General features: G+C 44.8%; 24 protein-coding genes. 17 read left to right on the top strand and 7 right to left on the bottom strand.

The window, feature by feature from the left end; genetic code table 11:
• Positions 1-50 precede the first annotated feature (50 nt).
• Positions 51-2,318: a histidine kinase dimerization/phosphoacceptor domain -containing protein gene (locus QM717_RS15985; RefSeq protein ID WP_415038950.1), complete on the bottom strand. Its 2,268-nt coding sequence runs from the start codon at positions 2,316-2,318 to the stop codon at positions 51-53.
• 159 nt (positions 2,319-2,477) lie between these two features.
• On the opposite strand from QM717_RS15985, the gene QM717_RS15990 reads away from it, so the two are divergent.
• The 12 genes from QM717_RS15990 (at position 2,478) to QM717_RS16045 (ending at position 12,190) form a co-directional block, all read left to right on the top strand.
• Positions 2,478-3,149 (top strand): type 1 glutamine amidotransferase domain-containing protein, encoded by a 672-nt coding sequence (locus tag QM717_RS15990; RefSeq protein WP_415038952.1) that lies wholly within the window; start codon positions 2,478-2,480, stop codon positions 3,147-3,149.
• Between the two features lie 26 nt (positions 3,150-3,175).
• On the top strand, positions 3,176-3,481 hold the full coding sequence (locus QM717_RS15995) for a putative quinol monooxygenase (protein ID WP_415038954.1): 306 nt from the start codon (positions 3,176-3,178) through the stop codon (positions 3,479-3,481).
• A 47-nt stretch (positions 3,482-3,528) separates the two neighbouring features.
• Complete coding sequence (locus QM717_RS16000; protein ID WP_415038955.1) at positions 3,529-4,386, top strand: alpha/beta fold hydrolase; 858 nt, start codon at positions 3,529-3,531, stop codon at positions 4,384-4,386.
• 219 nt (positions 4,387-4,605) lie between these two features.
• Entirely contained in the window at positions 4,606-5,454 is an 849-nt protein-coding gene (locus tag QM717_RS16005; RefSeq protein ID WP_415038956.1) for a helix-turn-helix domain-containing protein, read from the top strand.
• Between the two features lie 108 nt (positions 5,455-5,562).
• Entirely contained in the window at positions 5,563-6,429 is an 867-nt protein-coding gene (locus QM717_RS16010) for an alpha/beta fold hydrolase (RefSeq protein ID WP_415038958.1), read from the top strand.
• Positions 6,430-6,512: 83 nt separating this feature from the next.
• Positions 6,513-6,905, top strand: coding sequence for a RidA family protein (locus QM717_RS16015; RefSeq protein ID WP_415038959.1), 393 nt, complete (start codon positions 6,513-6,515; stop codon positions 6,903-6,905).
• A gap of 131 nt (positions 6,906-7,036) precedes the next feature.
• Positions 7,037-7,456, top strand: coding sequence for a DUF1348 family protein (locus QM717_RS16020; RefSeq protein ID WP_415038961.1), 420 nt, complete (start codon positions 7,037-7,039; stop codon positions 7,454-7,456).
• The gene (locus tag QM717_RS16025; protein WP_415038963.1) at positions 7,453-7,941 is read left to right on the top strand and encodes an alpha/beta fold hydrolase; all 489 of its coding nucleotides are present in this window, start codon (positions 7,453-7,455) and stop codon (positions 7,939-7,941) included. The genes QM717_RS16020 and QM717_RS16025 overlap by 4 nt, the downstream gene beginning before the upstream one ends.
• A gap of 52 nt (positions 7,942-7,993) precedes the next feature.
• The gene (locus QM717_RS16030) at positions 7,994-8,344 is read left to right on the top strand and encodes an alpha/beta fold hydrolase (protein WP_415038965.1); all 351 of its coding nucleotides are present in this window, start codon (positions 7,994-7,996) and stop codon (positions 8,342-8,344) included.
• 2 nt (positions 8,345-8,346) lie between these two features.
• Complete coding sequence (locus QM717_RS16035) at positions 8,347-9,129, top strand: sulfite exporter TauE/SafE family protein (protein WP_415038967.1); 783 nt, start codon at positions 8,347-8,349, stop codon at positions 9,127-9,129.
• Positions 9,126-10,109, top strand: a complete 984-nt coding sequence (locus tag QM717_RS16040) for a type I glyceraldehyde-3-phosphate dehydrogenase (RefSeq protein ID WP_415038969.1) — start codon at positions 9,126-9,128, stop codon at positions 10,107-10,109. The genes QM717_RS16035 and QM717_RS16040 overlap by 4 nt, the downstream gene beginning before the upstream one ends.
• 128 nt (positions 10,110-10,237) lie before the next feature.
• Positions 10,238-12,190, top strand: a complete 1,953-nt coding sequence (locus QM717_RS16045) for a sigma 54-interacting transcriptional regulator (RefSeq protein ID WP_415038970.1) — start codon at positions 10,238-10,240, stop codon at positions 12,188-12,190.
• Positions 12,191-12,205: 15 nt separating this feature from the next.
• Here QM717_RS16045 and QM717_RS16050 read toward each other — a convergent pair whose 3' ends face one another.
• From QM717_RS16050 to QM717_RS16070, 5 genes are all read right to left on the bottom strand, one after another.
• Entirely contained in the window at positions 12,206-12,565 is a 360-nt protein-coding gene (locus QM717_RS16050) for a hypothetical protein (protein ID WP_415038972.1), read from the bottom strand.
• Between the two features lie 33 nt (positions 12,566-12,598).
• Positions 12,599-13,537 carry a ring-cleaving dioxygenase gene (locus QM717_RS16055; protein WP_415038973.1) on the bottom strand — a complete coding sequence of 313 codons (939 nt, stop codon included), beginning with the start codon at positions 13,535-13,537 and terminating at the stop codon, positions 12,599-12,601.
• Positions 13,538-13,606: 69 nt separating this feature from the next.
• Positions 13,607-15,388 (bottom strand): amidohydrolase, encoded by a 1,782-nt coding sequence (locus QM717_RS16060; RefSeq protein WP_415038975.1) that lies wholly within the window; start codon positions 15,386-15,388, stop codon positions 13,607-13,609.
• 52 nt (positions 15,389-15,440) lie between these two features.
• Positions 15,441-16,130 carry a hydrolase gene (locus QM717_RS16065; RefSeq protein WP_415038977.1) on the bottom strand — a complete coding sequence of 230 codons (690 nt, stop codon included), beginning with the start codon at positions 16,128-16,130 and terminating at the stop codon, positions 15,441-15,443.
• Between the two features lie 39 nt (positions 16,131-16,169).
• Positions 16,170-16,949, bottom strand: a complete 780-nt coding sequence (locus tag QM717_RS16070) for an alpha/beta fold hydrolase (protein WP_415038979.1) — start codon at positions 16,947-16,949, stop codon at positions 16,170-16,172.
• A 346-nt stretch (positions 16,950-17,295) separates the two neighbouring features.
• On the opposite strand from QM717_RS16070, the gene QM717_RS16075 reads away from it, so the two are divergent.
• From QM717_RS16075 to QM717_RS16095, 5 genes are all read left to right on the top strand, one after another.
• Entirely contained in the window at positions 17,296-18,201 is a 906-nt protein-coding gene (locus tag QM717_RS16075; RefSeq protein WP_415038981.1) for a redoxin domain-containing protein, read from the top strand.
• Between the two features lie 1,102 nt (positions 18,202-19,303).
• Positions 19,304-20,062, top strand: coding sequence for a hypothetical protein (locus QM717_RS16080; protein ID WP_415038983.1), 759 nt, complete (start codon positions 19,304-19,306; stop codon positions 20,060-20,062).
• Position 20,063: 1 nt separating this feature from the next.
• A complete protein-coding gene (locus QM717_RS16085; protein WP_415038985.1) occupies positions 20,064-20,459 on the top strand; it encodes a DUF5675 family protein in 396 nt (131 codons plus the stop codon).
• 10 nt (positions 20,460-20,469) lie between these two features.
• Complete coding sequence (locus QM717_RS16090; protein ID WP_415038987.1) at positions 20,470-20,721, top strand: hypothetical protein; 252 nt, start codon at positions 20,470-20,472, stop codon at positions 20,719-20,721.
• Positions 20,711-20,887, top strand: a complete 177-nt coding sequence (locus QM717_RS16095; protein ID WP_415038989.1) for a hypothetical protein — start codon at positions 20,711-20,713, stop codon at positions 20,885-20,887. The genes QM717_RS16090 and QM717_RS16095 overlap by 11 nt, the downstream gene beginning before the upstream one ends.
• 71 nt (positions 20,888-20,958) lie before the next feature.
• Here QM717_RS16095 and QM717_RS16100 read toward each other — a convergent pair whose 3' ends face one another.
• The gene (locus QM717_RS16100) at positions 20,959-23,307 is read right to left on the bottom strand and encodes a hypothetical protein (protein ID WP_415038991.1); all 2,349 of its coding nucleotides are present in this window, start codon (positions 23,305-23,307) and stop codon (positions 20,959-20,961) included.
• Position 23,308 lies beyond the last annotated feature (1 nt).

The following is a 23,308-nucleotide window of genomic DNA, read 5'->3' on the forward strand; positions in this document are numbered from 1 at the left end:
GCATTAACCTAGATTAATAAATGTCGTTGAAAAAAGGCAACTGGGTTGACCTAATCCGTGTGTTCTGTCCTGTTGTTTAAGGTGATTTTTAGGTTTTCTTCATCGGTAAATTCTTTTTTCTTGGTGAATATTACGATGATGCTCAGGCCGTTGTTGTTTTGCAGTTCGAATGTGCCTTCTATTTGTTCGGTGAGCCCGACCATCAAATGCATGCCCAGGGAGTCATTTTGCCGATCCTGGAAATCTTCGGGCAAGCCCACGCCGTCGTCTGCTATAATGAGCCGGTACGTATCGGGCCCAATATTTTTGAGCGAAATATTGATGTGCCCCCGGGTTCTTTCCTCAAACGCATATTTGATGGCATTGCTGATGGCCTCATTGAGGATAAGCCCGAGCGGGACTGCTTGTGATACGTCTAGTTTGATGGGATCTGCGTCGAGTTCGCAGCGTATTTTTTGCCCAAAATTGAAAGATTCCTTTAAGTTGTTGATCAGTTGGTTGATGTACCAGGACATGTCTATGTAGCCCAAATCGTCCGATTGATAGAGTTTTTGGTGTATGAGTGATATAGCTTGCATGCGGTGCTGGCTGTTTTGTATGGCCATCAGCGCGTCTTTGTTTTCCAGATAGGTCGATTGGGTATTGAGCAAACTGATCACCGTTTGAAGGTTGTTCTTGACCCGATGGTGGATTTCCTTGAGCAGCCATTCTTTTTCGGTGAGCAATTTCCGGAGCTGTTCGTTTTGCTCATTGATTTTCTGCTGCTTCAATTCCAGTTTCTGGTTGTTTTGTTTTCTGATCCTTGACCGGTTGTACAGCAGCGCCACAAATAGCGCGAGTATGACCAACCCGCCGATGAAGGCATAGCGCATAAGCGTCGCATTGCGTATTTTCGCTTCCTGAAGACTGCCTTTCTGTTTGAGCAGCTTGATGTCCTTGTCCTTTTTTTCGGTTTCGTACTTGATCTGGAGATCGGCAAACTGCGTCGCTTTCTTGGCATTCCAGGCCGAGTCGCTGACTTTTTTGAATCGCTGCAAATGCTTCATCGCGCTCAGGTAATTGCCCGTCGCCGAATCCGATTTGTAGTACGTCCTTTCGAGTTCGGCCAGGCTCAACAGGTCGTTGCTTTTTTCGGCCATTTTTGCTAATTTGTCGATGTACACATACGTTTTCTTGGCTTGTCCGCTGTTGAGTAAATACTTGATCATCGCATGGTACATGATTTCTTTTACGACCCGGTATTGGGGTTTGCCGTTGTCGCATTGCATGAGTTGGTGGTACAGCAATTCGGCTTTGTCGTATTGTTTTAAATCGGCGTAGACCAACAATAAAATCGAGGTATACCTAATATCGCCACAAGGATCCGCAGTGTTCTGGATTCCCAAATCCAAAAGTACCTCAAGGGCCTCTGCCGGTTTGCGGATGTGGTAAAGGGCGAATGCCGTATTGATGGTCACGTCATAAAGCCCTTCAATGTGTGGATTATTTTTGGCTACCGCGATGGCTTTCCTGTAATATTCTATCGCTTTGAGATCGAATTTGATCTCAGAATTGACGACCCCCAAAACATTATAGATGTGGAACAGCCATTCCTCATCAGCCTTGAGGTGCAATGCGATCTTTTCGGCGGCGAGCGCAATCTTGAGGGTGTTTTGATAGTCCCCTAAAATTCCGTAATTCTCGGCCAGCGTGGTGTATTCTTTGTACAAATCATACGACTTGATGCTTTTCTTGACCTTGACCGCCTCGAGGGTGTACTTGATGCAATTGTTGACATCTTCGTTGTAGGCGTACATCTCGGCCATTTTATTGAACGCATCGGCCACATCCAAAGTGGCGCCTGATTGCTTGTAAAGTGCAATCGCTTTGTTGAAATTTTTGGTTTTCTCGGGCAGTTTGTCGTAAGGCAGGTCTACCGCAATCGATCGGTAAACGTCGGCTTCCTGTCTGGGCAGTTCATTGGTACGGGCATAATCCAACGCTTTGGATTTTAAGGTCATGGCGCGAACCGTGTCGGCTTGTTTGATTGCAATCTGGCCGGCCAGTAGCATGCTTTGCGCGATGTGCTTCTTTGAATTCTGTGCTTTGCCAATGGCCAGCAATTGTTTGTTGAGCAGCAAAACGCTGTCGATGTTCTTTTTGGATGCTTCCTGCTCAAGGCGATAATGGGCAGCCAGATACAGCAGATTTGCTTTTTTGGCCGGGTCTTTTTCCGACTGCAATGCTTTGTTGATTTGCTCGAACTGCGCTTTGCTTGGCGTTTGACCAAGGGCGTTTGTCGTAAAAACGAAGGCGGTCATCAAAATAATCCATCTCATGTGGTTGGCTTTAGTCGAGTTAAAATTAATAAACTTTATCCAATGCGTGGTGCCGTAGGGAAGTATCGCCAACCCATCGGGAAAATATGCCTAACGAATTGTCTTGATGATGGTGTAACTTTGTGGGATATAATTCATTAACCTAAATACCGTAAACTCATGAAAAAGATTTTATTCATTGTTTCGAACGCCAACGTTATTGGGCCGCACAACAGGAGAACAGGTAATTTTTTGCCAGAAGTGGCGCATCCTTATGCCGAGTTTGACAGGGCGGGTTACCAAATAGATTTTGCCAGCCCTTCAGGCGATACGCCTTATCTGGATGCCTTATGGCTTGCCGATGATCCCGACAACCTGTCGTTCCTTACCGGTAAGGGGTGGCAAGACATGCAAAAGGCGGTCAAGCTGGCGACCGCAGACATTAAAATGTATGATGCTATTTTTATCCCCGGCGGGCTGGCCCCAATGGTGGACATGGCCGACAATACGTTTTTGAAACAAACCATCAAAGGCGTTTATGAACGAAAAGGCGTCGTTGGCGCAGTGTGCCATGGCCCGGTAGCGCTGTATAATGTCATACTGAGCGATGGCAGTTACCTGGTCCAGGGCAAGAATATTTCTTCGTTCACTACCTTGGAAGAAGACAATTATGCAAGACAGGATGTGCCTTTTGATCTCCAGACCGCACTCACCGAACAGGGAGCGATATACCATACCGTAGAACCTTGGGCGCCACTGAGCATTGCCGACGGAAATTTGGTCACGGGCCAAAATCCTGCTTCAGCCAAAGGGGTTGCCGAAAAAATGATCAAGCTATTGGAAGGTAATTGACAGCATCGCTTTGATTTTCAAAAGATATGAAAAAACAACCCGTTTATGTATTTGCAAAGTGGACCGTCAAGCAAGGACAGCTAGATGCCGTGCTCAAACTCCTGCCCAATCCAATTGAGAAAAGTAGGAAGGAAGCGGGGAACCTGATGTATAACATCTATCAGGAACGATCAGATTCTAATGTTTTGTTTTTGTTTGAAGGCTATGCGGATGAAGATGCATTGGAACAGCACAGGGCGTCCGATTATTTTCAAAATGTAATTGTAAAGCAAATTGTACCGCTGCTTGAGCGCAGGGAAGTTCAATTGGCTTCAGAAATTTTAAAGGCATAAACAATGCATCCCGACAGGCTAAAGCATAAGATCAAAATAAAGGCATCATGAAAAAACCAATTTTTTACAGGAACATGGAGGTGGATGGCCTCCGTATTTTTTATCGTGAAACAGGCACGGACGACCTCCCGGTTTTGCTTTTGCTGCACGGTTTTCCATCGTCCTCCCATATGTTCCGGGATTTGATGGCCGATCTTGCGGGAAACTATCGCATCATCGCACCCGATTATCCGGGGTTTGGCCAAAGCAGCGCGCCGGGCCTCGAAGCGTTCGACTATACTTTTGACCACCTTTCTGTAGTAATCGAACATTTTATCGACCAATTGAAACTCCGGGACATCAACCTGTACATTCAAGATTATGGCGGTCCGATCGGATTGCGGATCGCGAACCGTCGGCCGGGGTTGATCCATTCGCTGATCATCCAAAACGCCAATGCCTATATGGAAGGTTTCGGACCGGCGGTAGATCCATTGGTGGCCTACATCCAGGATCCTGTTGCCTATGAGCAGTCCGCCCGTTTCTTTTTGACTTTGGAAGCGACCAAAAGCCAATACTTGAATGGGGCACAAGTGGCCGAAAAAGTAAGCCCGGACAGTTACATCGTCGATCAGTATTACCTTGACCGAAACGGCAATGACGCCATACAACTGGCGCTTTTCCGCGATTATGGCAGCAATATTGCCCAATACGACCAATGGCAGGACTATTTCAGGAAACGGCAACCGCATGCCTTGATCATTTGGGGAGGAAATGACCAAATGTTTGTTGCGGCGGGCGCGTCGGCTTATCTAAAAGATTTGCCGCAGGCAGAGTTTCATCAGGTTCACGGAGGACATTTTATACTTGACGAGCATCACAGGCAGGTAGCCGAATGGATTGACGATTTCATCCGGCGGCACTGACCCGATTTTGCATCCTATTTTTTGAGGTGGGCCAAGCTGTACGGTTCACCTTTTTTTGTGTTCAAGGGTGTCGATATATCAACCGGTTTAGTTGGTATATCGAGGTTTTTGTCTTTCGAAGTTGTTGAAACCATTGATTTATAAGGGTTTTCTGTTTTGGCATTTGATTTGGCTTTCTGCAAGAGATGGCTTGAAACATCAAATCTAAAACGACTAATCATGGTTTACAAAAACGACTCACTAGGCTTTTTGGCCGTCATGGAAATCAGCCATGCCACCAAAAACCGTTTTTTTGAAGCAGCTTCGACAGACATGACATTTATTTGGAACCGGGGATGCCCCATGAATGTCGTGGTCAATCAGATGAATCACCAGTTGTTGCAAAATGAGGTGGTCATCCTGACCAACCACCACAGGATCGATGGGATCGATTTCGAGTCGGCCCGATTGATCAAGTTCGACCTGCCGTTTGTGAGCCACAGCAACGATGCGGTCGAAAATGACCTTAAAGGCACCTTGTTTTTTAACCCGACCCATGTGCCCATCCTTTCCATCACCGAAGCAGAAATGCATGCTTTTGAAAGTTCATGGGAAGTATTTCGCCAAGAGATGAAATCCAGAGACAGCCTGCAATATGCCATGCTGCAATCCATCCTCCAGCGGCTCATGATCCTGTGCACCCGCAAGCTCAAGAAAGAACACCTGCGGATGCCTAAAAAAAGGGAAGCGGACATCTTGCGGGAATACCGGTTTTTGGTGGAAAACTATTTTTCGAAACACCATGACGTGGCTTTTTATGCTTCGATGTTGAACAAATCCCCCAAGACGCTTTCCAATTTATTTTCGTCTTTGTCTGACCGGACCCCGATCGACATCATCCACGAACGGATCATGACCCAGGCACGCACGCAAATTTATTACACCACAAAATCCATTAAGGAAATCGCTTACGATTTGGGATACGAAGACATTCAAACCTTTAGCCGTTTTTTCAAGAACAAGGAAGGTTTATCCCCGCTTCAGTACAGGGAAAGCAGGTGCGCCAAGGAAGAAGCCGTCACCGATTAATGCAAAGGAAATAAAGCCAACTCATCGGGAAAATGTGCCTAATGCATTGGCGGTCAATTGGTGCAACTTTGCGAAGTAACTTTTATTAATTAACCAATATTATTTGAGATGAAAACAAATTACCACACCAAAAAAATCAACGGAGTTGAAATTTTTTACAGAGAAGCAGGGGATAAAAAAAATCCGACGGTGCTATTGCTGCATGGCTATCCGACATCTTCCCACATGTTCAGGAATTTGATCACGGACTTGTCTGACCGATACCATTTGATTGCACCCGATTATCCCGGTTACGGCCGAAGCGAGCAACCGCCGATGGCATCTTTTGATTATACTTTTGAAAACATGGCGGTTTTGATGACTGCGCTGCTGAAAGAATTGGACATTCAAAAGTACAGCCTGTACCTGATGGATTATGGCGCACCGATCGGTTTCCGGATTGCCAGCGCCAGTCCCGAAAAAATCGACAGCCTGATCATCCAGAACGGATGCGCTTACGAAGAAGGACTCGAAACTTTCTGGGATCCGTTCAAAGTGTACTGGAAGGACAGGGGCAACAAGGAAGCCGAGAACACTTTGCAGGGATTCCACAGCCCCGACGGTTTGAAATGGCAATACACGCACAATGTACCCGACGTCAATCTCATTTCACCCGACAACTGGGAAATCGATTTGAGGCATCTCGAACGACCTGAAAACAATGCCATCCAACTCCAGATGTTCTATGACTACCAGACCAATGTGGTCTTGTATCCGAAATGGCAAGAATACTTTAGGAAGCACCAACCGGAAACGCTCATCGTTTATGGTAAAAACGATTATATTTTTCCGGGAGTCGGCGCAGAAGCCTTCAAAAAGGACCTGAAGAATTTGGAATTCCACCTTTTTGATACGGGACATTTTGCCCTTGAAAGTTTTGGGGTCGAGATCGGTGCGCTCATTGGCGATTTCCTCGAACGCAAAGTGGTCAAGTAACAAAGGTTGCCTGAGTGGAACAATAGGTTTGCAGCCGCAATATCGAAAATGGTATTGCGGCGCAAAATCCAAACAAGATCATTATGCTAAACGAAAAGAAAAAAATCCAAGCTTTGCACATGCCTTGGGAAAAAGAATACGGTTATGCACAAGCGGTGCAGCACAAAAATACCGTATGGGTATCGGGACAACTGGGCCACGACGACAATGGCCAATTGCTCTCCGGGATGGAAAACCAAATGCGGCAAACCTATGCCAATATCGGGAAATTGCTCAAAGGTTTTGACCTCAAGCCAGACGATGTCGTAGAGGAAGTAATCTACGTCACCGATATGGCCTCGGCTTTTGAAGCCAGAAAAATAGTGGGTTACGAATTTTACCCTGATCCGATGAGGATTGCCAGTACAATTGTAGTGGTCGGTGGTTTGGCGCTTCCGGGTCAATTGATCGAAATAAAGACCGTTGCCAGGAGATAAATGCTTTGGCGATTGCTTCCGATTAAGAACTTAAGGCAAGATTGATCGGTTTTTTCATAGTTAAGTTGAATGTTTCTCATGCCGCGGAGCCACAATAAGGTTGCGCGGCATTGGATTAAAAATGAAATGCAATGGAACAAAAATACCCTTTACCGCCGTTTACCTTAGAGACGGCCATAGAAAAGATACAATTGGCAGAAGATGCCTGGAACAGCAAAGATCCTGTGCGTGTTTCCAAAGCGTACACGATCGACAGCGAATGGCGCAACCGTGCGGAATTCATCAACGGACGCGAGCAAATTGTTGTTTTCCTGACCGGAAAATGGAACAGGGAACTCGATTACAGGCTCAAGAAAGAATATTGGGCGCATACCGATAACCGAATTGCCGTTCGTTTTGAATACGAATACCGGAATGCCGAAGGTCAATGGTTCAGGGCGTATGGCAATGAAAATTGGGAATTCGATGGAAACGGCTTGATGAAGCGCCGGTTCGCCAGCATCAATGACCTGGAGATTCAAGAAAAGGACAGGAAATTCAAGGACTCATGAACGCAATAAACGGACAATCCGCCAAAGTCAGCTACCATTACATCCTGGTCGATTCGATAAGGATTGCCTACCGGGAAGCCGGGGAAACAGGCAGCCCGGTCTTGTTGTTGCTTCACGGTTTTCCTTCTTCGTCGCACATGTTCAGGAATGTGATCCCACAATTGGCGCGCTATTTCCATGTGGTCGCGCCTGATTTGCCGGGTTTTGGTTTCAGCGAAATTCCGCATCCCAATGTATTCAAATACAGTTTTGAGAATTATGCCGTGCTGGTTTCACATTTTTTGGAACAATTAAAGATCGACAAGGCCAGTTTTTATCTTTTTGACTATGGCGCCCCCATTTTGATGCGGCTTTTAACCCAACGGCCTGAAATGGCAGAAATGCTCGTTTTCCAGAACGGCAACATTTACAATGAAGGCGTGGGCGACGTATTGAAGGATATTGGCAAATTGTTTGGCGAGGATACGTTCGAAAAGTTTTTTTAAGCTTAAAAAATACTTTGAGTTTGATTATACCAAATGGGAATACCTGAACGGTGTGCAGGATGTTTCCAACATCGCTGAGGAAGCCTATACTTTAGACCAGTTGCTGATGAACAGGGCAGGGGTCAAGGAAATCCAGATGGAGTTGAAAAGGGATTACAAAACCAATGTGGCATTGTATCCGCAGTGGCAGGAAGTTTTGCGGCAGCTTCAACCGGTCACCTTGATCGTATGGGGAGAAAATGACGAGGTGTTCAAAAGGGAAGGGGCGTTATTGCTCAGCAAAGACCTGGTTCATTCCAAATTGCTTTTTTATCCGACGGGGCATTTTGCGCTCGAAGAATTCGGGGATGCCATCGCCGAAGAAATCATTGCCTACTGGAACCTTCATTTTAACCCATCCTAGTCATGGACACACTAACTGAATTCATCTTCTTATTCGTCGTTGCCACAGCGGGAGGAGTGTTGAATGTCACCATCAGCGGGGCTTGGTTTATTGTGTTTCCTGGATTGATTTACAGGGGATTGCAACCGGTTCCGGGTACCGCCACAACGACACTCATTCTTTGGTCGGGATTTGTTGCTACATCCAATGCGGTCCGCAAAGGCTACGAAGTATCTGCCGCACAATTTCGGTACATGGTCTTGGCTTGTGCGTCGGGCGGGATATTGGGCGCTGTTTTATTGGTGGCCTTTCCACATCGGGTGTTTGAGACGGTTGCGCCTTATTTGTTGTTGTGTTCCTATGTGCTTTTGGTATTTTATGAGCGCATCTTTAATTATGTGCAATCCATCGCTGCCGATCGGCCGTCGTTTGACTATTCGCACCGCACATTGATTCCCCTTTTTTTATTGGGAATCTATGGCGGCTATTTTGGTGCCGGCATGGGAATGGTCATTTTTATTTTGTACCGTTTGTACGGAATCAAGAACAATGATACGCTGGAGGCATTGGCCAAAGTCTTGGTCTCGATCAACAACGGGATCGCACTGATCATCTTTATTTATTCGGGGTTGATTTTTTGGCCCTTCGCGCTGGTCATGATCGTGGGGTCAATTCTGGGCGGTTATCTGGGGATGACTTACGTAAAAAAAATCAATACAAAGGCGATCAAAAAAGTGATGGTTGTTGTTGGAGCAGTTGTTTCGCTTTACTTTCTTAATTTAATTAACTTCAATATTTTACAATGAAAAAAATCGCAATTAACGGATTTGGCCGCATTGGCAGGGCCGCACTAAAAATTATCACCGACACGCCTGGTTTGGAAGTCGTCGGAATCAATGACCTCATGGGAATCGAAAATGCTGTTTTTCTGCTCAAAAGGGACAGTATCTATGGCAAATATGACAAAGAGGTGACCTTTGATCAGGAAGCGATCTCGATAGAAGGCCAAACCATTCGATACACTTCCATCAAAGATCCTGCGGCGCTTCCGTGGAAAGACTTGGGCGTTGACGTGGTGATCGAAAGCACCGGCTTTTTTACCAACAAGTCCGATGCGGAAAAACACCTGCAGGCCGGCGCCCGTTTTGTCGTTATTTCGGGGCCTACCAAAGATACCCCGACCATCGTGCACGGCGTCAACACCGATGAGGGAAAGGTTTCCATCTTTTCCTGTGCCAGTTGCACGACAAACAACATCGGGCCCATCATAGAAATTCTCGGGAGACGCATCGGCATCAAGAAAGCCATATTGAATACCACACATGCCTATACTGCTTCCCAGACTCTGGTTGATGCCCCGTCGCGCAAAGAACCAAGGATGGGCCGCGCCGCCGGAGTCAATTCTGCGCCCGCCGCTACCGGTGCCGCCATCGCTGTTACCAAGGCCCTGCCGGAATTTGCAGGTAGGTTTGATGGGATTGCGGTAAGGGTTCCTGTCCCGATCGGGTCGATATCGGATGTCACCTTTGTGACCGAAAGGCTGACATCGGTCGAAGAAATCAATGCGGTCCTTGTCGAAGAAGCCTCGACGCCGCGTTACCGTAAAGTGGTCGATGCAACCCATGAACCGCTGGTTTCCACCGATATCATCAAAAGCCCTTTCGCCGCGACAATCGACCTCGAAATGACGCGCGTGGTCGATGGCGATTTGGTCAAAGTAATGGCGTGGTACGACAATGAATGGGGATTCACGAACCAAATGGTGCGGCAGATCCTGGAGTTGTAACTGGTTCCGCTGATTGTAGAAGACCATTTGCTTGAAGTGATATTTTCCGGATTTTAAGCAACAGATTCGTTCCCTTTTTTTAACTTTAAGTCCGCAAAAACAGTCGGGTTTCTTAAAAATTTGTTGCTATGGAATTACAAAAAAATACCCCGGAAGGGAAAATGAAAATCCTTATTGTCGAAGATCAATTTATCGAGGCAAATGATTTGCAAATCATTCTAAAGAGAGCCGGCTACAAAGTCACTGGTATTGCCCGATCGTTCACACAGGCACTCGAATTGATCGAGAAAGAACGGCCGGATTTGGTTTTTTTAGACATCTGTCTGCAGGGCAAGGAAACCGGCATTGACCTGGCCAAAAAATTGAACGAGAATTTCATCGGTTTTATTTACCTGTCGGCCAACTCGAACCGATCTGTTTTGGAAGAAGCCAAAATGACGCGTCCCTATGGCTTTATCGTCAAGCCCTTCAAGGAACGCGACATTTTGATTACCCTGGAGATTGCCTGTTACCGACACCGTCATGGGATCGAATCGCAATTGCAGGAAGAAAGTATACTGCGGAAAAACATCGAGGCCATCAGTTATGCGCCTTTGAAATGGGAACCGGCCTTGTTGCAACTGGCCAAAGTGCTGCAAACCTATATTCCTTTCGACTATGTGTATGCGGGTTTCGTGACCGATGAATACAATCCGATTGGTTTGATCCGGAAAGGGTTTGACAGTTACGATCTTATCGATATTGACAAGCTTTCCAAAATCACGCAAAAAAGCAAGCAGGAGATTTTCGATTTGAAATTGGACTCGCCAAAACATGAATTGCCAAAGATTTATGAAGGCGAAGCGTTTAAAGAAATATTCAATAGCTCGCCGATCAAACGGTTAATCGCCCATACATTTGGCGCCAGGTCGTTCATCGCGCTTCCGGTCAGGATCGAGGAGGGCAGTATTTTTAATTTTTTCTTTTTCAGCAGGGATTCCGATTCCTATGGCAGCGAACACTTGTCGCTTTTGACCAAGCTCGAGATGGTGTTGGCCAAATTTGTAAACACCATGAATACGACTAAAAAAGAAATGCCGACCACCACGGTCAAGAAATTGCCTCCTGTTGTAGTGAATGACCCCGCCGATGGTTTTTGTTCGATGATCGGGAGCAGTAAAAAAATGCTTACTGTTTTTGACCACATCAAGAAAGTGGCCCCTTCCGAAACGTCGGTGTTGATCTTGGGGGAAAGCGGGACTGGAAAAGAAAAAGTGGCGCAAAGCATCCACAACCTGTCGCCAAGAAAAGACAAACCAATGGTGATCATCAATTGCGGCGCCATCCCCGACAATCTTGCCGAATCGCTTCTTTTTGGTCATGAAAAAGGGGCTTTTACCGGGGCACTCGATAAACGCATCGGTAAGTTCCAGGCCGCCGATGGGGGAACCATTTTTTTGGATGAGATCGGTGAAATGCCCATGGATATACAAATCAAACTGTTGCGGGTGTTGCAGGAAAGGGAAATCGAACGGATTGGGAATGACCTGCCGATCAAAGTGAACGTCCGCATTATTGCCGCGACCAACCGCAATCTCGAAGACGAAATAGCCGCGGGCCGATTCAGGCTCGATCTGTATTACAGGTTGCATGTGTTCCCGATCACCATACCGTCATTGAAGGAGAGAAGGGATGACATTCCTGCCTTGGCCAACCATTTCATTTCCTCATTCGGCAAACTATCGGGGAATGAAATCCCCAAACTGTCGGATCGCGCACTGGAACAATTGATGGCTTATGATTGGCCGGGCAATATCAGGGAATTGGAACATGTGGTTCAAAGAACGATGCTGCTTGCCGAAGGAAATCTGATCCATGAAATGCTATTGCCGGTATCTTCCAAAGATCCAGAGCAGACAAAGCCCCAGGAATTTGTTGTCCAGTCCATCCACGGAAACGAACGCGACTACATCAACTACATCTTGAAGAAATGCAATGGGAAAGTTTCGGGAGCGGGCGGGGCAGCCCAGATTTTAAATATTCCGGCCTCTACGCTGTACTCGAAAATGAAGAAGTTGGGTATTAGTGGGCCAAATGTTTAGCCCCTGATTTCGAAGTTATTTCAAAAGTACGAATATAGAGGACCGGACCGCATGGTTTAAATTTCGTGTCCGGTGCCCTTTGCCAAACGTATCTTCCATCAACAAGACGTCACCCGCACCAAAACTGCGCTTTTGCCCGAGTGAAGTCTCGATTTCGATCGCCCCGTCTTGGAGTATGATGTATTGCCGATTGGGCGCCGTATGGAAATCGTAATCATAATCGGGTTTTACTTTCCTGAAAACAATGCCAATGGCATCCTGCAAGGTTGACAGATAGCCGATTTCACCGTTGTTTTCCAACCGCACTTGCATGTCCATGAAATGACTTTCGCCATGTTCGTCTGCAAAAATCCGGGTTATCTTAAAACGTTCCATTCCTGTTTTATTTACACTTAGGTTGCTGATTCGCTAATTTATTTTGGCCAAATGGGCTTCTATTTCTTTGCGCTTGGATTCGTATTGCTTGGGCAGTTTCAAATTTTTACCCAGATCTTCCAAGGTTTCATCTACGGTGAAGCCCGGATTTTCCGTCGCTATTTCGAAAAGTACGCCGCCCGGCTCCCTGAAATACAAGGAATGAAAATATTGGCGGTCAATTGGGGATGTAATTCCCAATCCCAATGCATTGATAATGTCGTGAAAATGCATCAAGTTTTCATCATTCTTTACGCGGAATGCCACATGGTGCACCGTTCCGTTGGCTACCTGACCGGGTTTCTCTTGTGGCAATTCGACCAAATCGACAATGGCGGCATTTTCCACGGCAGCGGTCGCATAGCGGTACCGGTTTGCCGTTTTGGCAATGAGCTTATAACCAAATACGGTGGTCAATAAATTTGCGGTGCCCTCAATATTATTCAGGGTTAAAGTGATGTTGTGGAATCCCTTGACGGCAACATCGGCTTTGATTTCATGGGTTTCCCAAGCCTTGCGGTTGTCCGTTGTCTTGGATTCAATGAGTTCGAATTTCAAACCGTCGGGATCGAAAAAAGTCAGGTACTTCTCGCCGAATATTTCAGAAGGCTGGTGGTAAGCAACGTTGTGCGCGTCAAAGCGTTTGATCCAAAAATCCAAACTCCCGGCCGGGACAGAATAGCCAATTTCCGTGGCCATCCCCGAACCCCTGCGGCCTTGCTGGATTCCGGCACCCCACGGAAAAAAAGTAAGTATGGTTCCTGCGTTGCCAATCTCATCCCCGAAATAGAAGTGATATGTTCCCGGATCGTCAAAATTGACCGTTTTTTTGATCAATCGCAATCCCAATACTTTGGCGTAAAAGTCGAAATTTTGTTGGGCATCTCCAGCAATCGCTGTAATGTGATGAATGCCTAAAATGGTGTGTTCCATCGCGTGTTTTTAAAAATGAGCAAACATGTGTTCTTTGATGTGGTAAGAGGGATAACCATCAGTTGCGATTCAATTCTTTTGATAGCCGCCGTAAAAATTAACAGGGCTCCAGGCAGGTAAGGCCCTTGGGATGGCTGGCGCAAATTTTGAAAAAAGGGGATTTCCGTAAACGATTCTGCCGTCGAGTATTGTCATCTCGGCGCGGATGTCCTTGATTTGCTGTGCATCGATTGTCAAATAATCTTCCGAAAGAATCGCGATATCGGCCAAATAGCCTTCCTTGATCGTTCCCCTGTCACGGTCTTGATGGATCAAAGAAGCGCTTCCTTGGGTGTATATCTTGAGTGCCTTGATGCGGTCCAATTGGTTTTCCTTGGCGGCAAAAACGGTCCCGCCAACGGATTGGCCAGTCACGAGCCAATACAATCCGACCCAAGGATTGTAGCTGGCCACGCGCGTACCATCTGTTCCTGCGCCGACCGGCAGGTTGAGGTCAATCATTTTGCGGATGGGCGGGGCGTTCAAGGCCGCTTTTTTGCCATAACGCGAAATGAAAGTTTCTGCCTGGTAAGCCATCCGGTGTTGGATGGCAATTCCACCACCCAGGGCCTTGATCCGCAATAGGTTTTCATCTGAAACGGTTTCTGCGTGGTCAAAAAACCAAATCAGTCCATTCAGCGGGATTTCTTTGTTTACCGCTTCAATAACATTCAAAAACCGTGTGATGCTTTCGTTATAGGTGGCATGCAAACGAAACGGCCAACGGTTCTTGACCAATGTTTCGATTACTGCTTTTAGTTGCGTTTCCATTACGGGCGGCAATTCTGGGCGCGGCTTGGTGAAGTTTTCGAAATCGCCTCCCGAAGCCACTAAATTTTCGCCACCACCTTGCACATAGTATTCTGTGGATTGGTCATCGTGATCGTGCGCCTCGATATCGACCATATCAATCCATCTTTTATAGTCTTCCAGCTCCTTGCCCGGTTTTTGCGCAAAAAGGTAATGGGGTAAACGAACGGTGAGTTCATTTATTTTTGAAAGGGAATCGGTAATGGCATAATCCTCGGGGAAATTTTGAAAGCCACCTCCGGCATCCATGACGCTGGTAACGCCCAACGAATTCAATTCGGACATGAATAATTTTGTCGAATTTGCTTTTTCTGCAGCGGACAATTCAGGTAGCATCGCCAAAGTGGAATACAATACAAAAGCATTGGGCTCGGCCACCAACAATCCGGTGGGTTGGCCAAACCGGTCTTTTTGGATCAATCCGCCGTTTGGATTGGGCGTGTCTTCGTTGATCCCAAGTTTTTTGATACCGGCCTGGTTGAGGTAGGCTTCACCGTACAGATTGAGGATAAATGCAGGTGTGTTTCCTGTCGCCTCATTGATTTCGGCGAGTGTGGGTTTTCTTTTTTCTTCGAATTGGTATTCTGTCCATCCGCCAACGACGCGAACCCATTGGCCTTCGGGTGTTCTTTGAGCTTGTTCTTTGAGCATCTGTAAGGCCCTGCTTAGGGTTTTTACACCGTCCCAGCGCAATTCGGCGTTGTAAAAACGACCGCCGCGAATGACATGCAGGTGGGAATCGTACAGGCCGGGAATTACCGTTTTTCCTTTGGCATCAATAACGATGGTTCGATTGGTTTTGCGTTTGAGTATTTCGGCACTGGTTCCGACCGCTATGATTTTATTTCCGCTGATGGCTACGGCCTGAGCTTGCGGGTTGCGGTCGTCCAGGGTAATGACTTTGGCATTGGCGACGATCAATGTGGCCTTTTTCTGTGCCGAGGCGACCAGTGCAAATGTCAATAAAGAAAACAGGATACAATACTTGGCAAATTTCTTCATAACTATTCAATTAAAAACCGGAGACACGGGCCTCCGGTTGTGGACACTCAGGTTAATGTTTGATTACGGTGCGCGCGTATTGGATTCCGATACCATAGGCACCGCCATATTTCATGATCAGATCGGTAACGGCTTTATACGTTTCGCTTCTGGCCCAATCGCGTTGGAGTTCGAGGATGTATTGCATGGACGTCATGGGGCGGGCGCCTGCCTGTACCATTCGCGTGATTGCCATTTCATGGGCTTCTGTAGAAACATCGCCGCAGGCATCTGTAATGAAATACACCGTATAGCCTTCATTGATGGCTGATAACACGGGGCCGACAATGCATACGCTGGTCCACAGACCGCCCATCACCAATGTTTTTTTGCCTTTACCGGCAATTGCCTTCTGGGCATTGAGGTCTTCCCAGCAGTTCATCGTCGTGCGGTCGATATAGTTGGAGGTTGCCTTGGGGTAGAATTCCTGAACTTCGGGGAAAACGGGGCCGCTGAATGATGTCTCTGCGACGGTGGTGACGATCGTAGGCACATTAAAGATTTTTGAAGCCCCGGCCACCAGCGCCACATTGGTTCTCAACTGTTCCGGATTGATGTTTTTGGTTGCAAATGCCATCTGGCTTTGGTAATCGATCATTACCAGACTGTGGTTGGTTGGGCTCAACAAACTTGGGCTTGGCTTTTGCGCGAAGGCGGCAACGGATGCCAATGCTAAAACTGCGGTATAGAGTACTTTTTTCATGATGTTATAGATTATAATGGGTTATTGTTATTTTAAAATTTATTTGGCGGCTTGGGCTATCACATCGGCGACTTCTTTTGCCTTCGAGACATAGACCGCGTGGCTGGCTTTTATTTCGGTCACTTTTGAATTGGCCCTTTTGGCCATAAACCGTGCGCCTTCAATGGGAACCGTTTGGTCTTCCGTCGCGATGATGTACCATGACGGTTTGGTTTTCCATGCGGCTTTGGTTACGGTAGCTCCAAAAATCGAAGCGGCGATAGGAACCTGTGAGTCATACATGAAATCGGCTTTTTCTTTACTCAAATCGGCACAAAATCCCGAATGGAACTTGGCTTTGCCGTACCAGACAAAACCGTCGGCAGAGGGTGGCTCAATGCCCGAGTTTGGTGTAGGCGGTCCAGATTGAACGAGTTGCAACATCGTTTCGCCGGCATCGGGCACAAAAGCCGCAATGTAAACGAGTCCGACGACCTTGTCCGAATTCCCTGCCTCGGTGATGATGGCGCCTCCATACGAATGTCCGACAAGTAGGACGGGGCCTTCCAATCGATCAATCGTGCGCTTGGCAGCCGCAACGTCTTCGGCAAATGAGGTATTCGGATTGGCCACCACACTAACGTTGAATCCTTTCTTCTTGAGCAGGTTGTAAACGCCTTCCCAACCCGAGCCATCGGCGAACGCGCCATGGACCAGTACAATGTTTTTTACTTGTTTTTGGGCAAATAAGTTATTTGCCGGCATGATTACTAAAAGAGCGAGCGTCATCGCTCTGGCCATCCATCTTTTAGTAGCTTTTAGGTGTAATGCATTTTTCATCTTTTTTAGGTTTTAGTGATTATTCCTTCAGTTTGTCCAAACATCTACCGGTTGATGTTTCTCTAGCCCCTAAGCCAATGACCGTGCCTTTGATTTAAAATACTGAAAATCAATTATTTGAATAATATTGTGTTTTTGCGTTTTACGAAATACCGAGATTTAAAGTAGGACCCCGACGATATAGAGTAAATCAAGGCCGGGTTTATGATTTAAAAATCAATCCGTTACCGGATCGGCACCCGATTTTCTTTAAAAAAACAGGCTTCGTTCTCTAATAAATGGACAATAATATCGTTTGTCATCTCCAACAGCAATACAAGAACCACAACATTAAAAATTGAAAAAGATGAAAACAAAAGCCCGGACATTGTCCCTTGTTATTTTATTAACCGCGATGGGTTATGGCCAAAACACCCCAAAAGCATTTACGGTATCGGGAACCATCATAGGAACAGTCAAGGACGAGTTCGCCTACCTGTACTACAACAATACCGAGGACAGCGTGAAATTGGTCAATAATCAATTTGAATTCAAGGGGATGGTTAAAGACACTACCGTTGCGCAGATTTATATCAAATCGGCAACCAACGCGCCCCAATTTTACCTCGAGAACAGCCCGATTGCCATGGAGGTCAGTGTCGGCGACTTGCTCAAGGACGGAACTACGGTCAGCACCCTGCACATCGACGCACTTAAAGGATCGCATTCTTTACAGGTGCAGCAAACCTATCAGGATTTTTACAAGGCAAACGTAGGCAAGCCAGATTTCAAAGCGGCACTGTACAAGAAATTAACTGTTTTTTTAAGCAAACATCGCGCACATCCGTTTAGCGGGGCCATCTTGGCCGAACTTGCTTTGGTCAATCCCATCTTGGACAAGGAGCAACTCCTGCACCTTTATTCGCTGATAGATGCAACCAAACAAGACGCGCAACACCTGAAGCTTTTCAAGAAAGGAATTGACAGGCTGGGTGTCTATGCGGTGGGGAAACCTTTTTTAGACTTCGAGTTGCCCGATCAAAAGGGGACTATTGTCCGCCTCAAAGATTACAGGGGGAAAATGGTGCTGGTTGATTTTTGGGCTTCGTGGTGTGGGCCGTGCAGAAAGAAAAATCCGGAGCTCATCGATTTAAAACAGGAATTTGCTTCGGGTAATTTTGAAATCATCGGAATTTCAAGCGATAAAAGCAAAAAGCAATGGAACGATGCTATCTTCGAAGGACAAATTAAGCTGGGCCAATCTGCTCGATGAAGACCAAAAAGTGGGAAATAGACTGGGAATTGAAAGCATCCCGTATAATTTTCTTATTGATGAAAAGGGAACGATAATCGGAATTAATCTGCAAATTTCGGAAGTGAAGCAAATATTGTCTTCGCGTAAAATTTGATGCAGCAATGGGGTAGCGCGCAATGCAATCGGGTGATGATATCAAAGCCAACCGTTTTTTGCAGTTTGCAAGATTGGGAAGTTTTGTTTGGAAGGGATTGGCTGCGCTGTTCCCGTTTTTGGGGTGCCTTGCACGAAAGCTTGCTTTCGACGCTTGCTTGAAATAAAAAAGCCGAAAACTTGTGTTTTCGGCTTTCGTGGGCGATGAGGGATTCGAACCTAACGGCTGAACCCGCCTATATCAATGCTTTCCAAAAATTAAAATCCAACGGTCTCGATTTTGCATCTTTAAGGTCTGCAAAAATCACTAAATCTTATGTTGTAAAGATAATGATTAGTAATGTATAAACCAAGAGAAACGGCAAGAACTACACTAAAAAATGAATGGGTTTGCGAAGCGTTCAATGATTCGGGAGACATTTATTTTCTCCGCCTGTAGCATTTATCAGCATCAACCAAATATTGTCTTTTCAACCTGTTCAATATTTAATCCTGTGTGATTACAGAATTCTTGAATAGTAACAAACTTTACGGCTTTATTTAGGCTGTTTGCGATCTCATGCAATAGTCTAAGACTTTGGCGATAGCTTTGACCCGTAACGAGTTCTACATCGTTTGTGGTGATGCATATACGCCTTCCCATAGTTTTCATACTCTAACCATACCTTTAACTAGGCTTTGAGTTTCTTCAAAGTGCTAGTTTCCATTTCTAAGAACTGTTCAAAAATAAGAAAAATTGTAATTGCTTCTGCAAGGGCAAATTAAGTGCTTTTCGTGCTTGGTTTGGATGCCAATTTTGCTGAATGCTGCCAATTTTGTCGGTTTGGTAATCCTGGAACATGGGTGGCTTTTTTATGTGGCGCATTAGTGCAAGTTTTGTTCTCGAATCAGTCGAAGTTATGTTGCAACGATAATCGAAATGAGGAGTGAAAATGAAAATGAGTATTAATCGTAAAATGTAGAAATTATGGCTAGACAGACTGGCATAATCAAGCTGAAGGGAACCATTGGTGGTATGACCTTCTACAAGACTTCCGCAGACGGGCATTTGGTGCGCGAGAAAGGTGGAATCGAGAAAAGCAGAATCGAGAGTGATCCTGCGTTTCAGAGAACGCGTGAGAACGGCGCGGAGTTCGGGCGAGCCGGAAAGGCTGGCAAGATGCTCAGAACGGCGCTGCGAGCCTTGCTAATTAATTCTGCGGACAGCAGAATGGTAAGCAGGCTGACGCAGAAAATGGTAAAAGTAATCCAAGCGGATTTGGTGAACGAAAGAGGACTGCGAAATGTAATCGATGGCGAAGCCGAATTGCTTTTGGGTTTCGAGTTCAACCTGCGCGGAAAACTAGGAACTACACTGTATGCGCCATTTGTTGGCGCGATCGACAGGGTTAGCGGTGAAATTACGGTTGACCTTGCACCGTTTGTTCCGACAAACATGATTGTTGCGCCATCAGGAACGACGCACTACAAAATTATATCCGGCGGTGCCGAGATTGATTTTGAAAATGAGGTGTTCACAGTGGCCACATCGGAAACAGCAATTTTGCCGTGGGATGCTACCCCGACCGTAGCGGTGAGCCACATGAACCAAGTTACGGCGGCGAGTACCAAGCCGCTGTTTTTAGCGCTTGGTATCGAGTTTTACCAAGAAGTGAACGGCGCAATGTACCCGTTGAAAAACGGTGCATTTAACCCGCTCGCTTTGGTAACCGTAAGCGGCTTGTAAAATGGTGCTTGTCCTGAGAAGGAATTATTTCCCGGACGGAACAAATGGAAAACTCGAATGCGAAGGCAAGCTAATCTGCAATACGATTGAGCTGCCGTGGAAAATGAACGAGCGAAGAGTTTCCTGCGTTCCTGAAGGGAAATATTTTTTAAGGAAAAGGTATTCGAAAAAGTACCAGTGGTACATTGAGGTTTTGAACGTGAAAGGGAGAAGCGGCATTTTATTTCATCCGGCCAATAACGCCTTGAAGGAACTGAACGGCTGCATCGCACCAGTGACGAAAATTGCGGGAGCCGGTTTAGGGCTGATGTCACGCAAAGCCTGTACAACCTTAAAGGCTTTAGTTTACAAAGCTGTAGAAAACAATGAGAAAGTAGTTTTAATTATCCAATCCTAAATTGATCATCATGAAAATCATAGAAAGGGCGCAAGCGCCAACACCAAAATTTTTTAAGTTGCTTCGTACCATCGGGCTTGCGATGCTCGCCGTTAGCGGTGCATTGCTTACCGCGCCGGTGGCTTTGCCTGCGGTGATCGTAACTGTTGCAGGTTACACGGCTGTAGCCGGTGGTGTTTTATCGGCAGTGAGCCAAATCACAGTTGATGATACGGCTAAGAATTTGCCGGAAGCCGAAAACAACGCTCACGATGGAAGCTAACATTTCACTCAAGACAGGTACGGCAGCGGGAACGTTGCTCAGCATTATTCCCAATTTGCACTCGGAAGATATTTTGAAAACGGTTGTGTTAGCGGTGATCGGTGCCGTTGTAAGTTTCACGGCAACCTTTATTTTAAAATTGCTCACGAAAGTGAGAAAGAAATAATCCGGTTTTGACTGGTAACCTTTTCCGGATTAGAAAGCCTGCGTTCGAAAGAAGCAGGCTTTTTTGATGGATTAAAATGAAATAGGCAATGAGTCATCGATTGATTGATACTTTTTAATCACTCGATCAAATTTATGTCTAAAGTTGTCGGAATATTTATTGTATTTGATATAATAATCAGTCTGGCGTCTTAATAACTCTAAAACCTCAGTTACAGCTGCCTCAATTTGTAGAGTCTTTGTAAAATCATCAAAGGTATAAGGGCCCTCGCTTTTATGATAGTAATCAAATATAGTCGATAAGATTTCATCAACGGGTTGGCTGTCTACAGAATCGAGTTCCTTATCTTCAATTTCTTTACCAATCTCATAAATATAAACATCTCTTATGTGAGCCAACCCTTTCGATAGTTTTGTCCCAGTAGCAGATTTTAAATCAACTATACTAGCCAACACGTCTGTCAATTTCTTAACACCTTTAACAACTTCGAACTCTGTTTCTATCATCGAAAGTATTTCATTTGTAATTGCTTTGCCGTTTATTTTAAATTTTAAAAGCGCTACGTGATCTAAATATTTTCCAGGTTTAAACAAATGCCAATAACGATAATTTGGATTTTTAGATTGGAATTCATTTCTAAAATCCCGAAAGGTGTTATCCCAAGTTAAAACCGTCGGATCTGTGAGATCTGCATCCACAAAATATATGTGCATAAATAACAGGCAATCAAAACGGAGTGAACGAGGCTTTCTATTTATTTCAGCCCTAGAATAAATATCACCTAAAGTTTTGGCGACATTGGTGTAATCTGTCCTTGATTTGTAATCCCTATCGTAATCTGCTACTATATCAACATTAATATTATTGTCCTTAAAAAGTTTTATTAAGAATTGTTGTAGATATTCATTTTTATCGTCGAAGCGAACCTTAGATATATTTATCCCAAAGTCCTCAATATATGCTGACAAATTGCCATCAAAGAAACCCTTTTCTTTTATGTTAATAAACATATTTATTAGCTCGTTAGACGAACCGCCTAAACTTTCTAAAAGACCTTCATCGTATAAAGGAGCTAGTTTTATCGTATTGCGAACGTAATCGGCGAGTTCAATAATGTATGGTTCAGTAGTATTATAGATCGCTGTTTGATCCCCACTCGTTATTAAGCCAAATAGTGATTTTGCGATAGAAAATTGATAGTTGTCGTATTCAAAATCTGGTTCTTTCATTGCCAATAAAAGGTAAATCAAAACCGGAGTATCTAAAAACACTTCTTTATTAACTCTACGGGAGTATGAATCATATTCAGAACTATTGATTAACTCTCTATAAACGTTACCAGCAGAAACTTTTATGATAAAATGATTCTCACTGCAGAGCGAAAAAATTTCTCTAATTATGTTTTTTAGTAAACGCTTATTTTCCAGCTTGTTTGAAAAATATTTGTAGAAAGTAGAAAGATCGGAGTCATCAATAGATTCAAGCGACTCAGAAATTTCAACCGCATCAACCTTGTTGCTACGTTTGAAAACTTTGTAAAGGAGTTCTACGACTTCTTTTACGTGTTCATCTAAGCCAGCTTTTTTTAGAATTTCCTCTAAATTTGTGAGAAATTCTCTCTCAAGTAAACTAGAATCTTCCTTTATATTTTCAAGATTCTTTTTCTCCGTATCAGTTATCTTATAAGTGTCATCGGTTACTTTTTCAATTTTGTGTTTTGTTAACAAGCTACTAACTATCTTCTCACAATAATATTCAGCACTTTGCAAGTTAAATTCTGTTTCCAATCGATGTACAATTTCCGACTTTGATAATTGATCTTTAGTAGAAATAAAGAACTCATTTAAGATGAAGGCATAAATGAATCTCTCTTTTAACTCGATTGACTCTGTGCTGTAGCTTAAAAGATCAAACCTAAGTTTGTCATTTTCATCAAAAAAAGTTTTTTCGTCTTTTAAAAAATCCCCTAAAATTTCTCGCAATTTTTGTCTTGACTCAATATATTCAGGTTTATCTAAATATTCAGCTAACAATTTGTTATTGAAGATTTCTAAATTTATACCATATTCTTTTCTGGCTTTATCTATAAGCGAGATAACCACGCCTTCCGCAGCACCCCGGGAGTAGTAGAAAAAGAAGTTTTCTGAATAATCAAATTCAGAAATAAGTTTTGATATTTTCACCAAATCTTTTTCAAGTTTTGAATATACATTCTTATCGATTGTAACTTGAAGAGGAATTCTTTTATTTATTTTGTTTGTGAGAATCTTAACATCAATTCCGCCGTCACCTTTTCCGTCCGTTAGAACTACGGTTTCTACATTCCAATAATTTTTAAGAAAAACTTTTATAAAATCGTCAAATTGATCTTTTGTAAGTCCGTCAATCCAACGCGAGATATTTTTAGTATAATCTTTCATA

Origin of the sequence: Flavobacterium sp. (assembly GCF_047602195.1) — a bacterium.
Taxonomy (GTDB): domain Bacteria; phylum Bacteroidota; class Bacteroidia; order Flavobacteriales; family Flavobacteriaceae; genus Flavobacterium.

What these genes read in the sequence shown, in the direction of transcription:
- QM717_RS15985 (WP_415038950.1), bottom strand. Translation starts at nt 2,318, where the DNA reads ATGAGATGGATTATTTTGATGACCGCCTTCGTTTTTACGACAAACGCC.
- QM717_RS15990 (WP_415038952.1), top strand. Translation starts at nt 2,478, where the DNA reads ATGAAAAAGATTTTATTCATTGTTTCGAACGCCAACGTTATTGGGCCG.
- QM717_RS15995 (WP_415038954.1), top strand. Translation starts at nt 3,176, where the DNA reads ATGAAAAAACAACCCGTTTATGTATTTGCAAAGTGGACCGTCAAGCAA.
- QM717_RS16000 (WP_415038955.1), top strand. Translation starts at nt 3,529, where the DNA reads ATGAAAAAACCAATTTTTTACAGGAACATGGAGGTGGATGGCCTCCGT.
- QM717_RS16005 (WP_415038956.1), top strand. Translation starts at nt 4,606, where the DNA reads ATGGTTTACAAAAACGACTCACTAGGCTTTTTGGCCGTCATGGAAATC.
- QM717_RS16010 (WP_415038958.1), top strand. Translation starts at nt 5,563, where the DNA reads ATGAAAACAAATTACCACACCAAAAAAATCAACGGAGTTGAAATTTTT.
- QM717_RS16015 (WP_415038959.1), top strand. Translation starts at nt 6,513, where the DNA reads ATGCTAAACGAAAAGAAAAAAATCCAAGCTTTGCACATGCCTTGGGAA.
- QM717_RS16020 (WP_415038961.1), top strand. Translation starts at nt 7,037, where the DNA reads ATGGAACAAAAATACCCTTTACCGCCGTTTACCTTAGAGACGGCCATA.
- QM717_RS16025 (WP_415038963.1), top strand. Translation starts at nt 7,453, where the DNA reads ATGAACGCAATAAACGGACAATCCGCCAAAGTCAGCTACCATTACATC.
- QM717_RS16035 (WP_415038967.1), top strand. Translation starts at nt 8,347, where the DNA reads ATGGACACACTAACTGAATTCATCTTCTTATTCGTCGTTGCCACAGCG.
- QM717_RS16040 (WP_415038969.1), top strand. Translation starts at nt 9,126, where the DNA reads ATGAAAAAAATCGCAATTAACGGATTTGGCCGCATTGGCAGGGCCGCA.
- QM717_RS16045 (WP_415038970.1), top strand. Translation starts at nt 10,238, where the DNA reads ATGGAATTACAAAAAAATACCCCGGAAGGGAAAATGAAAATCCTTATT.
- QM717_RS16050 (WP_415038972.1), bottom strand. Translation starts at nt 12,565, where the DNA reads ATGGAACGTTTTAAGATAACCCGGATTTTTGCAGACGAACATGGCGAA.
- QM717_RS16055 (WP_415038973.1), bottom strand. Translation starts at nt 13,537, where the DNA reads ATGGAACACACCATTTTAGGCATTCATCACATTACAGCGATTGCTGGA.
- QM717_RS16060 (WP_415038975.1), bottom strand. Translation starts at nt 15,388, where the DNA reads ATGAAGAAATTTGCCAAGTATTGTATCCTGTTTTCTTTATTGACATTT.
- QM717_RS16065 (WP_415038977.1), bottom strand. Translation starts at nt 16,130, where the DNA reads ATGAAAAAAGTACTCTATACCGCAGTTTTAGCATTGGCATCCGTTGCC.
- QM717_RS16070 (WP_415038979.1), bottom strand. Translation starts at nt 16,949, where the DNA reads ATGAAAAATGCATTACACCTAAAAGCTACTAAAAGATGGATGGCCAGA.
- QM717_RS16075 (WP_415038981.1), top strand. Translation starts at nt 17,296, where the DNA reads ATGAAAACAAAAGCCCGGACATTGTCCCTTGTTATTTTATTAACCGCG.
- QM717_RS16080 (WP_415038983.1), top strand. Translation starts at nt 19,304, where the DNA reads ATGGCTAGACAGACTGGCATAATCAAGCTGAAGGGAACCATTGGTGGT.
- QM717_RS16085 (WP_415038985.1), top strand. Translation starts at nt 20,064, where the DNA reads ATGGTGCTTGTCCTGAGAAGGAATTATTTCCCGGACGGAACAAATGGA.
- QM717_RS16090 (WP_415038987.1), top strand. Translation starts at nt 20,470, where the DNA reads ATGAAAATCATAGAAAGGGCGCAAGCGCCAACACCAAAATTTTTTAAG.
- QM717_RS16095 (WP_415038989.1), top strand. Translation starts at nt 20,711, where the DNA reads ATGGAAGCTAACATTTCACTCAAGACAGGTACGGCAGCGGGAACGTTG.
- QM717_RS16100 (WP_415038991.1), bottom strand. Translation starts at nt 23,307, where the DNA reads ATGAAAGATTATACTAAAAATATCTCGCGTTGGATTGACGGACTTACA.